11 protein-coding genes are annotated in these 12,052 nt (G+C 71.1%); 6 read left to right on the forward strand and 5 right to left on the reverse strand.

Annotated features, from left to right (window positions below; translation table 11 throughout):
* Window positions 1-45 precede the first annotated feature (45 nt).
* Complete coding sequence (locus tag ACYVKF_RS02185) at window positions 46-1,017, reverse strand: threonine dehydratase (protein WP_460964525.1); 972 nt, start codon at window positions 1,015-1,017, stop codon at window positions 46-48.
* Between the two features lie 46 nt (window positions 1,018-1,063).
* Here ACYVKF_RS02185 and ACYVKF_RS02190 point away from each other — a divergent pair, with 46 nt between their 5' ends.
* Window positions 1,064-1,546: a hypothetical protein gene (locus ACYVKF_RS02190; RefSeq protein ID WP_460964527.1), complete on the forward strand. Its 483-nt coding sequence runs from the start codon at window positions 1,064-1,066 to the stop codon at window positions 1,544-1,546.
* 92 nt (window positions 1,547-1,638) lie between these two features.
* Here the strand turns inward: ACYVKF_RS02190 and ACYVKF_RS02195 are convergent, their stop codons facing one another.
* Both ACYVKF_RS02195 and ACYVKF_RS02200 read right to left on the reverse strand, forming a co-directional pair.
* Entirely contained in the window at window positions 1,639-3,228 is a 1,590-nt protein-coding gene (locus ACYVKF_RS02195; RefSeq protein ID WP_460964691.1) for a M4 family metallopeptidase, read from the reverse strand.
* Window positions 3,229-3,381: 153 nt separating this feature from the next.
* Window positions 3,382-5,445 carry a M4 family metallopeptidase gene (locus ACYVKF_RS02200; RefSeq protein WP_460964529.1) on the reverse strand — a complete coding sequence of 688 codons (2,064 nt, stop codon included), beginning with the start codon at window positions 5,443-5,445 and terminating at the stop codon, window positions 3,382-3,384.
* A gap of 428 nt (window positions 5,446-5,873) precedes the next feature.
* Here ACYVKF_RS02200 and ACYVKF_RS02205 point away from each other — a divergent pair, with 428 nt between their 5' ends.
* From ACYVKF_RS02205 to ACYVKF_RS02215, 3 genes are read left to right on the forward strand one after another with little or no spacing between them, the layout of a single operon-like run.
* Window positions 5,874-7,775 carry a CocE/NonD family hydrolase gene (locus ACYVKF_RS02205; protein ID WP_460964531.1) on the forward strand — a complete coding sequence of 634 codons (1,902 nt, stop codon included), beginning with the start codon at window positions 5,874-5,876 and terminating at the stop codon, window positions 7,773-7,775.
* A 59-nt stretch (window positions 7,776-7,834) separates the two neighbouring features.
* The gene (locus ACYVKF_RS02210; protein WP_082580858.1) at window positions 7,835-8,452 is read left to right on the forward strand and encodes a ClpP family protease; all 618 of its coding nucleotides are present in this window, start codon (window positions 7,835-7,837) and stop codon (window positions 8,450-8,452) included.
* Window positions 8,449-9,048 (forward strand): ClpP family protease, encoded by a 600-nt coding sequence (locus ACYVKF_RS02215; protein WP_460964534.1) that lies wholly within the window; start codon window positions 8,449-8,451, stop codon window positions 9,046-9,048. The genes ACYVKF_RS02210 and ACYVKF_RS02215 overlap by 4 nt, the downstream gene beginning before the upstream one ends.
* Window positions 9,049-9,061: 13 nt before the next feature.
* On the opposite strand, the gene ACYVKF_RS02220 is transcribed toward ACYVKF_RS02215, so the two are convergent.
* Window positions 9,062-9,403: a helix-turn-helix domain-containing protein gene (locus ACYVKF_RS02220; protein WP_460964535.1), complete on the reverse strand. Its 342-nt coding sequence runs from the start codon at window positions 9,401-9,403 to the stop codon at window positions 9,062-9,064.
* Window positions 9,404-9,500: 97 nt separating this feature from the next.
* Window positions 9,501-9,902 carry a cobalamin B12-binding domain-containing protein gene (locus tag ACYVKF_RS02225; RefSeq protein WP_056916675.1) on the reverse strand — a complete coding sequence of 134 codons (402 nt, stop codon included), beginning with the start codon at window positions 9,900-9,902 and terminating at the stop codon, window positions 9,501-9,503.
* 124 nt (window positions 9,903-10,026) lie between these two features.
* Here ACYVKF_RS02225 and ACYVKF_RS02230 point away from each other — a divergent pair, with 124 nt between their 5' ends.
* Window positions 10,027-11,049 (forward strand): lipase family alpha/beta hydrolase, encoded by a 1,023-nt coding sequence (locus ACYVKF_RS02230; RefSeq protein WP_460964538.1) that lies wholly within the window; start codon window positions 10,027-10,029, stop codon window positions 11,047-11,049.
* A 145-nt stretch (window positions 11,050-11,194) separates the two neighbouring features.
* The gene (locus ACYVKF_RS02235) at window positions 11,195-11,986 is read left to right on the forward strand and encodes a M23 family metallopeptidase (protein WP_157581503.1); all 792 of its coding nucleotides are present in this window, start codon (window positions 11,195-11,197) and stop codon (window positions 11,984-11,986) included.
* Window positions 11,987-12,052: the final 66 nt, after the last annotated feature.

A 12,052-nucleotide genomic window follows, 5' to 3' on the forward strand; every position in this document is an offset into this window, starting at 1 on the left:
TGGGAGCAATCTCACGACGAGCGGTCCCCGGGCCCGGCCCAGGCCTCAGGCGGCCGGGGTCCGGCCGGCGAGGACCTCGGTCAGGATCGGGGTGTCACAGTTGCCGCCGGACAGGATCACCCCGACCCGCTGTCCGATGACGGACCCACGCTCGGCGAGCAGGCCCGCGAGCGCGATCGCCCCGGCCGGCTCCGGGAGCTGGTGCGTGGTGCGCAGGAGCACGCGCATCGCCTCGGCGGTCTCGTCCTCCCGCACCGTGACGATGTGGTCGGCACCAGCGACGATCAGGGCGATCGCGTCCGCGTCCGGGGTGCGGCACGCGACGCCGTCGACGAACGTCGCCGCCCGCTCGGTGGTCACGACCTCCCCCGCGGCGAACGACAGCGCCGTCGCGGGCGCCTCCCGGGACACGACGCCCACGATCCGCGTGGGCAGGCCCAGCAGGTCGCGCACGCCGACGAGCCCGGCGATGCCCGAGCCCATCCCGACGGGCACGTAGACCGCGTCGAGCGGTCCGGCCGCGTCGAAGAGCTCCTTGGCGTACGTCGCGACACCGGCCACGAGGTCCGCGTGGAACGACGGCACTGTCTCGAGGCCGAGCTCCTCCCCCAGCCGGGCCGCGTGCTCGCGCGACTCCTGGAAGTCGGCGCCGTGCACGACGAGCTCGGCCCCGAACCCCTCCATCGCCGCGTTCTTGTCCGGGCTGTTGCCCTCCGGCACGACGATGACCACCCGCAGCCCGGCAGCGGTCCCGGCGTAGGCCAGCGACTGGCCGTGGTTTCCCCTCGTCGCTGCCACGATCCCGGTCACGTGCGGACGCTCGCGCGTCAGGCGGTCGGTGTAGACCAGGCCGCCACGCACCTTGAACGCACCCGTCGGGGTCTGGTTCTCGTGCTTGACCCAGACGGTGGCCCCGACCTCCTGCGCCAGGAGCGGCCAGGCGAACTGCGGGGTCGCCGGGAAGTGCCGTCGCACGACCGCGGTGGCTGCGGCCAGGTCTGCCAGCGAGAGGGTCATGCGCGCATCCTCCCCGAGCCGCGGGGGCCGTGGGAGGGTGTCCGGTATGTCGCGACCCACCACCGTGCCCGCGCTCGCCCTCGTCTGCGCCTCCGCCGCCCTCATCGGGGGGCTGCTCAGCGGCTGCACGCAGAAGGCGCCGGAGCTGCCGAAGGCTCCCGCCGGCGGAGCATCCTCGACGACCGCGACCGTGGACTACCCGATCGCGATCCAGCGCTTCGGAGGAGTCGCCGGGTTCGGCGACACCGTGAACCTCCAGGACGACCGGACCGTGCTGGCGAAGGTCGACAACGGCCAGGTCACCTGCACGCTCGACCCCGCGGCCTTCTCGGCCATCAGTGCCGCCGCCCTCGCCATCGGCGACAGCGGTGCCAACGGCACCCCGACGATGGCCCACGCCGACGACCTGCTCGTGCTCCTCAACGGGGTCCCCACGGACGACGCCCGGCTCAAGGACGTCGCGCCCGTCGTCACGACCCTGTTCGAGGACCTGGCCAGGCCGAAGGCGCAGCGCACCACCTGCCGCTGACCGCGCCGGAGTCGGCGGCCGCCGGCTCCAGACACGAGGGTGCGTCGCCGACCAGCCGGCCGGCGACGCCCCCTCGTCGAGGTGTCTGTCAATCAGCAGGTCTGCGAACCCGCCGGCACGGCGATGGCGTCGAACGCGGACTTCACCGCGACGCACTGCGGCGAGCCCGCGCCGTACAGCTCCTTGGCTGAGGCGATGGCGCCGTTGCGGGCGTCCGCGTAGGTGCTGGACGACGTGAGCTTGGTCGACAGGGTGCGATACCAGACCTTGGTGGCCGCGTCCCGGCCCGCGCCGGTCACGGGAGCCGCGCTCCCACAGACCGGGCTGTCGTACGCGACACCGTTGACGGTCTTGGCGCCCGACCCCTCGGACGCGAGGTAGAACCAGTGGTTCAACGGACCCGAGGAGTAGTGCGGGTCGAGGTCCTTGGTCCCCGTCGTCCAGCAGTCCTGGCTGCTGCCGTCCCGGCTCGGACGGTCCATGTAGCGCAACGGGGCGCCGTTGCCACGGATGTCGATCTTCTCGCCGATGAGGTAGTCCCCCGGGTCGGCGGCGTTGGCGAGCCAGAACTCCGCCGACGTCGCCATGATGTCGCTGGTGGCCTCGTTGAGACCGCCGGCGTCACCGGAGTAGTCGAGGTTGGCGGTGTTCTCGGTGACGCCGTGGCTCATCTCGTGCGCCGCGACGTCGAGCTGGGTGAGCGGCTTGGCGTTCCCCGCACCGTCGCCGTAGGTCATCATCGAGCCGTTCCAGAACGCGTTGACGTAGCCGTTGCCGTAGTGCACACGGCTGCGTGCGCCCTTGCCGTCGTTCTTGATCCCGTTGCGCCCCAACACGTTCTTGTAGAACTCGAAGGTCTTCTGGGCCCCGTACATCGCATCCACGCCAGCGGTCGCGCGATCGCTGGTGGCACCGTTGCCCCACACGTCGTCGGCGTCCGTGAAGATGGTGCCGCTTCGAGGGAACACGGGCAGCAGGTCGGTCTTGCCGTTGAGGTCCTCTGCCGAGTTGCCGATGGAGTCCTTCAGTTGGAACGTCGAGCCGCTCTTGAGCGTGGGCATGGCGACGGTGCCGGAGTACTGCGAGCGGCCCGTCCCGGTCTTGACCTCGTCCCAGCTGCGCAGCGTCGCACCGGACTTCGCGTCCACGACCGTGTGGAGGCGACTCGGGGTCTGGTCCGCCCTCATTCCCTCCGTGACGACGTCGTAGGCGAGCCTCGAGCCGGTGCCGGTCAGCTGCACCACCAGTTCGTGGTGCGAGCTGTCGACGCTGAAGCCCGAGGCCTTGCGGCCCAACGACTCTGCCCGCGCGCCCGACAGGGTCGCCGTCGTGGCAGGCATGGCCGCGCGGCCGGAGGCGTTCCAGTGCACGGACTTCGCGGCTCCCCCGGGTGCCTGCTCGACGACGAGGTCGCCCCCGAGGACCCGCAGGCCCCGGTAGGTGCGCTCGTACCGGACGTGCCGCGTGCCGTCGGTGTCCACGACCACGTCGCGGACGACGAGCTTCTGGTCGGCTCCGAGACCCAGGGTCCTGCCGGCGTCGGCGACCTTCGCCTGTTCGGCACCGATCGCCTGGGCAGCGGTGGGGGCCGGGGTGGATCCGGACGGGACGGCTTGGGCTGCGCTGAGCGGGGTCGCGACTGCGGCCGCGACGACCACGCCGAATGCGAGGCCTGCTGACATCTTCTTCACGAGATCTCCTTCGGGGTGGGCGCCGGGAGTGGCGCCGGTGGTGGTGGCGGGTCCGGGCTGGAGGTCCCGATCCCGCCACCACCCGTTCTGGGGTGACACGGGCGTGGGCCGGCGCTCGCACGGGCGCCGGCCCACGTCCCCTCGTCAGCTGGTGGCGAGCGAGGTGTCGTCCACGACGAACGACGTCTGCAGGGAGGAGTCCTCGTTCATGAGGAACTTCACCGAGATCGTCTTGCCTTTGTAGGCCGTCACGTTGAACGACTTCAGGGTGTACGCCGCGTTGGCGCCGACGTTGGAGTACGTCGCCAGGGTGGTGGTCGTCGCACCATCGACGACCTGCACCTTCATCGTGTCGTACGCCGTGCTGCCGGACTCAGCGGTGTCGCTGGACAGGTAGAACGACAGGGTGGCAGCGGTCGCCGTGGACGGGATGGTGACGCTCTGCTGGATCGTCTCCGTCGTGGTGGCTCCGTTGCCGCCGAGCCAGGCCTTCCACGAGCCCGTGCGGGCTGCGCGGCCGGTGTTGTTGGTGATCGGGCCGGCCGTGCCGGTCCAGCTCACCGCACCGGACTCGAAGCCCGGGTTCTGGAGGAGGTTGCCCGTGGGCGGGGGCGTGGTGCCGCCGCAGGACTGCGAACCGGCCGGGACCGCGATGGCCGTGAAGGCCTTCTCGACGGCGGTGCAGGTGGCGCTGCCCGCGCCGTACAGCTCGATGGCCGAGGCGATCGCACCCTCGCGAGCGTTGAGGTAGGTGCTGTTCGAGGTGAGCTTGGTCGACAGCGTGCGGTACCAGACCTTCTCGATGTTGCTGCGGCCACCGCCGGTGACGGTCGAACCGTCACAGGTGGGGCTGTTGTAGGCGACACCGTTGACGGTCTTGGCGCCCGAGCCCTCGGAGGCCAGGTAGAACCAGTGGTTCAACGGGCCGGAGGAGTAGTGCGGGTCGAGGCCACCCAGGCTGGAGGACCAGCAGTCCTTGGAGGCGCCGTCCTTGCTGGGCTTGTCCATGTAGCGCAGCGGGGTGCCGTTGCCGTTGATGTTGATCTTCTCGCCGATGAGGTAGTCACCCGGGTCGGCCGCGCTGTTGGCGTAGAACTCGACCGCGGTCCCGAAGATGTCGGACGTCGCCTCGTTGAGGCCGCCCGCGTCACCCGAGTAGGCGAGGCCGGCGGTGTTCTCGGTGACCCCGTGGCTCATCTCGTGCGCCGCGACGTCGATCGAGGTGAGCGGCTTGGTGTTGCCCGCCCCGTCGCCGTACGTCATCTGGGTGCCGTCCCAGAACGCGTTGTTGTAGGCGTTGCCGTAGTGGACCCGGCTGCGGGCGCCCACGCCGTTGTTGAAGATGCCGTTCCGGCCGAGGACGTTCTTGTAGTAGGCGAACGTCTTCTCCGCGCCGTACTCGGCGTCGACTCCTGCGGTCTGCCGCGACGTGGTCGCGCCGTTGCCCCACACGTCGTCGGCGTCGGTGAACTGCGTGCCGGTACCGGTCGTCGCGCCGTTGAGGTCGGTCGTGTAGTTCCCGACCGAGTCCTTCAGCTGGTACGTGCTGCCCGAGAGGGTCGTGTTGAGGGTGACCGTGCCGGAGTACATCGAGTTTCCGGTGCCGTTGACGACCTCGTCCCACGAGGTGAGGACGGCGCCGCTCCTCGCGTCGACGATGGTGTGCAGGCGGCTGGGCGTCTGGTCCGCCTTGACGCCCTCGGTCAGGACGTCGTAGGCGAGGCGCGGCGTGCCGTGGCCCGCCCACACGACGAGCTCGCCGTCGTTCTTCTTCGGCGCATAGCCGGCGCGCTTGGCACCGGACTTCTCGGCGCTCGTCTCGGCGACCGCAGGCGTGGTCGAGGGGACAGCGACCTTGCCACCGTTGTTGCCGTTCCAGCGAACCTTGCGGACCGTGCCGGAGGAGGCCTTGTCGACGACCAGGTCGCCACCGACGACACGCAGGCCCTTGTAGGTGCGGTCGTACCGGACGTGCTGGGTGCCGTCACGGTCGGTGACGACGTTGCGCACGACGAGCTTCTCGTCGTTGGAGAGCCCCAGGGCGCTGTGGTCCCGGTCGGCTCCTGCCTGGGCGGTGGCGACGGCCACGGACTGGCTGGGGGCCTGGCTCGGTGCCGCGGCGGGAGCGGCTGAGGCAGCAGACAGTGGGGTGGCCACTGCTGCGGCGACTGCGACGCCGAGGGCGGCGCCGGTGGACAGTCGGATCACGAGTGTTCCTCTTCTCGGACAGGGCACGGATGGGGTCCCGCACCACGAGGCGACGTCGATCCCCCTCCGAGACGGCACAAGGTGACCGTGGGCGTCGGCGCCGTGCCGACCTAACCTTTCGTGCGGACACAGGGTCAATGAATCTTGCGAAGACTTTGCCAAATGCGTGGGAACCTGCGGTTCAAGGGGATTCGTCACCATGTTTCTTCTGCTCTTGGCCAAGTTCGTGCCATCGCGGGGGCCTACGGCAGGCCCCGCGGTCCACGCCTCGGTACGCGAGATCCACGATGTGGCTACTTCACCGGGGGCGACCCTGGCGGCACGGTGACGGCCGCGAGCTCGGTGAACGTAACCGCGCGAGCGGTGTCGTCGTTGTCAGTCCACCGAGGCGTCGCCACCCGGCTCGCCCGCACTCCCGTGGAGGCTCGATGTCGCGCCCGTCCCCGTCCCGAGCCCGCCGGCTCACCGCCCTCGCGCTCGCACCCCTCGCCGCGGTCGCCGTCGGCGGCACCGTCGCATCGACGCCCGCCTCCGGCGCGACACCGTCCGCCACCTCCCTCGGCGCTGTCGACACGTACACGGGACTGAAGTTCACGGTCCCGGCCGGCAACGACGACCTGGGGCGGCCGCAGACGTGCACCATCGACGCAGACCTCTACAAGCCCCACTCGGCCAGCAGGTCGGCCCGGGTGCCCACCATCCTCACCACCAACGGCTTCGGCGGGAGCAAGGACGACCAGGCCGGGCTCGGACGGGCGTTCGCCGCGCGGGGCTACACCGTCCTGTCGTACACCGGTCTCGGCTTCCCGGACAGCGGCTGCAAGATCTCGCTCGACGACCCCGGCGTCGACGGGGTGGCCGCGTCCTCCCTCGTGACGTTCCTCGGTGGCGGTGGCAGCGCGCCATACGCCTCCGCGCAGGTGGGCGGCACCACCAGGGCCGCCGGCACGCTCACGGTGGACTGGACCGTCCTCGACGACGCGGCCAAGCACGACCCACGACTGGGCATGCTGGGTGGTTCGTACGGTGGTCAGATCCAGTTCGCCACTGCCGCAATGGATCCACGCGTCGACACGCTCGTTCCCCTCATCACCTGGAACGACCTGCGCTACTCGCTGGCCCCGAACAACACCAGCCTCCGCGGGGTGACCTACGCGAACTCGAACCCCGGCACCGAGAAGATCGGCTGGACCGGGCTGTTCTTCGGCATCGGCATCCTCGACGGCCTCCAGGGGACGGCGATCGACCCGAAGCGCAACGTCGGCTGCCCCAACTTCGTCCTCGAGGCCTGCCAGGCGAAGGCGACGCTCGACGCGCTCGGCCATCCCACCTCGGACACGTACCGCCTCACCGACCGCGTCTCGGTGGCGCACTACATCGACAAGGTGAAGGTGCCCACGTTCCTCATCCAGGGCGAGAACGACACCTTGTTCAACCTCCAGGAGTCGGTTGCGACCTACCGCTCCCTGAAGTCCCGCGGCGTCCCGGTGACGATGGCCTGGCAGTCGTGGGGCCACTCGGGCGGCACCAACGGCAACACGGGCGCGGCCCCCGGCGAGCTGGACCTGACCGGCCAGCACATCGAGGACACCTACCTCGGGCTGCGTGTGAAGAACTGGTTCGACCACCACCTCAAGGGCTCGACCGTGTCGACCGGCCCCGAGTTCGCCTACTTCCGCGACTGGGTCCCCTACACCGGCAGCGCCGCACCGGCCTACGCCAGCGCCGCCGCCTTCCCCATCGGCGCCCGCCGCACGTGGTACCTCTCCGCCGCCGACGAGCTGGTTGCCTCGAGGAGTCAGGTGCAGCCCGGCTCGACGACCTGGTCCAACCCGGGCCTCGGAGTCCCCGCCTCCTACAGCGAGGTCTCCGGACTCGAGGGACAGGTGTCGCTGCCGCCCGGCGTGACCGCTCCGTTCGACGCCCCGGGCACGTTCGGTGCGTGGTCGACCGCGCCGCTGGCCTCGGCGGTGGACGTCGTCGGCTCGCCGACACTCGACGTCAGGCTCGAGTCACCGGCGGCCGCACTGACCCAGGCAGCCGGCCCCACCGGCCAGCTGCAGGTCTTCGCCAAGCTCTACGACGTCGCACCCGACGGCTCGAAGACGTTGGTGCACAAGCTGATCAGCCCGGTGAGGGTCGCCGACGTCACCCAGCCCGTGCACATCGAGCTCCCGGCGATCGTCCACCGGGTGCAGGCGGGGCACCGGCTGCAGCTCGTGCTCGCGAGCACCGACGCCGCCTACAAGAACGCGTATGCCGTGCAGCCGGTCACCGTGCACGCCTCGCCCACGGCCCCGGCCGCCTTCAGCGTCCCCGTCGCTCCCTAGGTTCTGCTCACAGCAGCGAACGCTGGGCGTGCCGACGACGGTGCGCCCAGCGTGGGGCCATGCGCGACACCACCGCCCCGGCCCAGCCCCCAGACGCCCACCTCTCCAGCCGGCTGCTCGAGCAGCGGATCATCGTCCTCGACGGCGAGCTCGACGACCACGGAGGCACTCGCCTCTGCTCCCAGCTGTTCCTCCTGTCCGCCGAGGACCCGCGCGCCGACATCAGCCTCTGGATCAACTCCCCCGGCGGATCCGTCCCGGCCATGCTGGCGATCCACGACGCGATGCGCCTCGTGCCCAACGACGTCTCGACGCTCGCCCTCGGGCTGGCGTGCAGCGCGGGCCAGTTCCTCCTCACGGCCGGCACGCACGGCAAGCGGTACGCGCTTCGGCACTCGCGCATCCTCATGCACCAGGGCTCGGCCGGGATCGGCGGGACGGCCGTGGACATCGAGCTCCAGGCCGAGGACCTGCGCTCGACCGTCGAGACCGTCCTCGGACTGATCGCGGAGCACACCGGCCAACCCCTGGAGAAGGTCCGGGAGGACTCGGCACGAGACCGGTGGTACTCGGCCGACCAGGCGCTGGAGTACGGCTTCGTCGACCACGTCCTCGAGTCGCTCGACAGCGTCCGTCCCCGGCGGGCCACGCGGACCGGGCTGGGAGGCGCCCGATGAGCACCTACACGATCCCCAACGTGATCCGCACCCACCCGCGGGGCGACCGGGTGATGGACGTCTACAGCCACCTGCTGAGCGAACGCATCGTCTACCTCGGCACCGAGATCGACGACGGGGTCTCCAACGCCCTCATCGCGCAGATCCTGCACCTCGAGTCCGAGGACCCCGAGCGCCCCATGGACCTCTACATCAACTCGCCCGGCGGATCGCTCACGGCCACCTTCGCCGTCTACGACGCGATGCAGTTCGTCCACGCACCGGTCGCCACGACCTGCATCGGCCAGGCGTGCTCGACCGCGGCGATCCTGCTCGCCGCGGGAGCCCCCGGGCAGCGCAGCATCCTGCCGCACGCACGTGTCCTCCTGCACCAGCCCTCGGCGCGCAGCCAGGGCGCCATACCCGACCTGATCCTCGAGGCGGACGAGGTGATCAGGCTGCGTTCCGAGGCGGAGCAGGTCCTGTCCCGGCACACCGGGCAGGCCCTGGACGTGCTGCGTCGGGACACCGACCGCGACCGGATCTTCACGCCGGCGGCGGCGGTGGACTACGGGCTGGTCGACCGGCTGGTGGCCGCGCGACCGGCACCGGACTGACGCGGCGCCCGGGTCAGGCGGAGAGCCTGATCTCCCCGGGTGGCGGCGACGTCACGGAGAGGTGCTGGCGGCGCAGGTCCAGCGAGGCGAGGTGGGTGACCTCGACGAGGTCGCTCCCGAGCGCGCCGGTCACCGCGGCCAGCACCTCCGAGGACGGGTCCTTGCGACCCCGTTCGACCTCGGACAGGTACTGCGGCGAGATCCCGGCGCGCCGGGCCGTCTCGACGAGTGTGAGCCCGCGGCGTCGGCGCAGGTGGCGCAGCCGGGCACCGACGACCTCCCGCCACAGGGGCTCGGGGCGCAGGGGTGCCGGTCGATCGTGGCCCACCAGCGTCAGGCTCGGCGCGCTGCTCATCTGCCCACGCTAGGCGAGGTGCTGACCACCGGGAAGGCGCGTTCGCCGACGGCAGAACGACCCGGACACCCAGGCCAGAGGGTGGTCAGCCAGGGGGTTACTGCTGGGTGACGTTGCCCCGGACCCACTCCACGATCTCGGTCGTGGTGGCACCGGGGGTGAAGACCTTGGCGACGCCGATCTTCGTGAGCTCGGGGATGTCGCCCTCCGGGATGATCCCGCCACCGAACACGACGATGTCGGCTGCGTCGCGCTGCTTCAGCAGATCCATGACCTTGGCGAACAGCGTCATGTGCGCGCCGGAGAGGACCGACAGGCCCACGGCGTCGGCGTCCTCCTGGATGGCCGCCTCGACGATCTGCTCGGGCGTCTGGTGCAGGCCGGTGTAGACGACCTCCATGCCGGCGTCCCGCAGGGCCCGGGCCACGACCTTGGCGCCACGGTCGTGCCCGTCGAGTCCGGGCTTGGCCACGACCACGCGCAACGGTGAGCTAGTCATAGCCGCACACTATCCACTCCGTGGACACATCCGGGCATCGCCTCGGGGCGACGCACGCCACACCGGCTCCGCCCGGCCCGTTGCGCGCGCGAGGGGGCACCCGCTCGGCTAGGTTCGGGGGGTCATGTCGCAGAGCAGCCCGCGTCCGCGCCGACGCCCCGCAGCGCTGCGGTCGCCGTCGGGTGACGTCCCGCGCCAGGCGCGGGCGATCGGACGGCTGGCCGGTGGGGCGGCCGGTCGGGTCACCGGGACCGTCGTCGCCGCCACCACCGCGGCCCAGGACGTGGTCGGCGGAGCTGCCAAGGCCCTCGCCACCCCCACCGGGTTGCTCGGCGCCGCGGTCGAGGCGGCCTGGCTCACGACCCACCTGGCGCTGTACCCCTGGGGCCTGGTCGGACGACACGGTCGGGACAGCCAGCTGGAGTACCGCGTCGAGCACCTGCCCCCGACGCAGCGCGGGCTCGTCATCTCGGACGTGGAGGCTGCGGGGACGCCGATCCTGCTGGTCCACGGCATGGTCGACAACCGCTCGATCTTCACCCTCCTGCGGCTCGGCCTGCGCCGCCGCGGGTTCGGCCGGGTCGTGAGCATGAACTACTCGATGTTCACCGCCGACGTCCGCGTGGCCGCCGCGCAGCTGGCGGAGGAGGTCGAGGCCCTCGTGGCCGAGACGGGGTACGAGCGCATCCACGTGGTCGGGCACTCGATGGGCGGCCTGATCGCCCGGTACTACATCACCCGCCTGGGCGGCGACGCCCGCGTCCACACGCTCGTGACGCTGGGGACCCCGCACCAGGGCACCTACACGGCCTACGGCTGGCACAACCAGCTGACCCGCCAGCTGCGACCGCACAGCGGCCTGATGCGCGAGCTCGACCAACCCGTGCCGCAGTGCCGCACGCGCTTCGTCGTCTACTGGTCCGACCTGGACCAGATGGTCTTCCCGCAGCGCAACGCCGCCCTCGACCACCCCGACCTGAGCGTGCGGAACATCGACCTCCACGGGGTCGGCCACATGTCACTGCCCATCATCGGCAGCGTGGTGCACGGCATCTCCTCGACCCTGGCGCACCTCGACTCCGAGGGGCACACGGTCACCCCCGGCGTGACCGAGCTCCCCCGTCGGACGTCCCGCGCAACCTCCTGACCTGCGAGGACGTCGCGGTCCGGCCGAGCAGACCCACGCGGCGGTGGAGGATAACGTCCCGACCGTGGACGCGTATTTTGGATAACGAACTGGTCACGCTACGGTATTGGCTTCCGTGTCCCCGCACGCAAGGCAACTTTTCTCCGTGAGCTCCTCCCCCTCCTACCAGGGCCGTCACCGCGTCCCGGGCCGCCACCGTGCGCCCCGGCGTGGGCCGCGCATCCCCGCAGGATTCCGTGGCGGCTTCGTCCTCCCGACGGCGGCAGCCGCTGCCCTCGTCGTGACGACGACCGGGGCCACGGTGGCCGAGTCGTCCCCGGTCCACCTCGACCTCGCGGGCACCCAGGCCAAGAGCCGGGCCCAGAGCGCCGCCCTCGCGGAGTTCGACCGCGTCGAGGCCACCCAGCAGCGTGAGCTCCAGGTGACCACCGCCGAGAGCCGGGCCGTCGAGGCCCAGCGGATCGCGCGCAGCGCCGAGCGCGCGGCGGTCGCGAAGAAGAAGGTCGCCGCCGCTGCGATCGCCAAGGCCGAGGCCAAGCGCAAGAACGCCGAGAAGTGGCTCATGCCGATCAAGGGCGCGGTCTTCACCTCCGGCTTCGGCTGGCGCTGGGGCCGGATGCACCAAGGCGACGACTTCGGCACGCCCGTGGGCACCCCGCTGCACGCCATGTCGACGGGCACCATCGTCTTCGCCGGCGTCCAGGGCGGGTACGGCAACAAGGTCGAGATCGAGTACTGGGACGGCACCGTGTCGGTGTACGGCCACATGAACTCGATCAGCGTCAAGGAGGGCGACAAGGTGGCCCCCGGCGACCTGGTCGGCACCTCCGGCAACACCGGGCACTCGACCGGCCCCCACCTGCACCTCGAGATCCACCCCGAGGGCGGCGCGGCGATCGACCCGGCCCCCTGGCTCAAGGACCACGGCCTCCAGTAGGCCCCATGCGCACCGACGAAGGCGCCCCGCGGACTCCCGCGGGGCGCCTTCGTCGTCCGGCCACGC

The sequence above is a fragment of the Pedococcus soli genome, from assembly GCF_054782575.1.

Bases quoted from the DNA above. Each gene is read 5' to 3' on its own strand.
- ACYVKF_RS02215 (WP_460964534.1), top strand. From the start codon at position 8,449: ATGAGCACCTACACGATCCCCAACGTGATCCGCACCCACCCGCGGGGC.
- ACYVKF_RS02195 (WP_460964691.1), bottom strand. From the start codon at position 3,228: ATGTCAGCAGGCCTCGCATTCGGCGTGGTCGTCGCGGCCGCAGTCGCG.
- ACYVKF_RS02190 (WP_460964527.1), top strand. From the start codon at position 1,064: ATGTCGCGACCCACCACCGTGCCCGCGCTCGCCCTCGTCTGCGCCTCC.
- ACYVKF_RS02205 (WP_460964531.1), top strand. From the start codon at position 5,874: ATGTCGCGCCCGTCCCCGTCCCGAGCCCGCCGGCTCACCGCCCTCGCG.
- ACYVKF_RS02210 (WP_082580858.1), top strand. From the start codon at position 7,835: ATGCGCGACACCACCGCCCCGGCCCAGCCCCCAGACGCCCACCTCTCC.
- ACYVKF_RS02220 (WP_460964535.1), bottom strand. From the start codon at position 9,403: ATGAGCAGCGCGCCGAGCCTGACGCTGGTGGGCCACGATCGACCGGCA.
- ACYVKF_RS02230 (WP_460964538.1), top strand. From the start codon at position 10,027: ATGTCGCAGAGCAGCCCGCGTCCGCGCCGACGCCCCGCAGCGCTGCGG.
- ACYVKF_RS02185 (WP_460964525.1), bottom strand. From the start codon at position 1,017: ATGACCCTCTCGCTGGCAGACCTGGCCGCAGCCACCGCGGTCGTGCGA.
- ACYVKF_RS02225 (WP_056916675.1), bottom strand. From the start codon at position 9,902: ATGACTAGCTCACCGTTGCGCGTGGTCGTGGCCAAGCCCGGACTCGAC.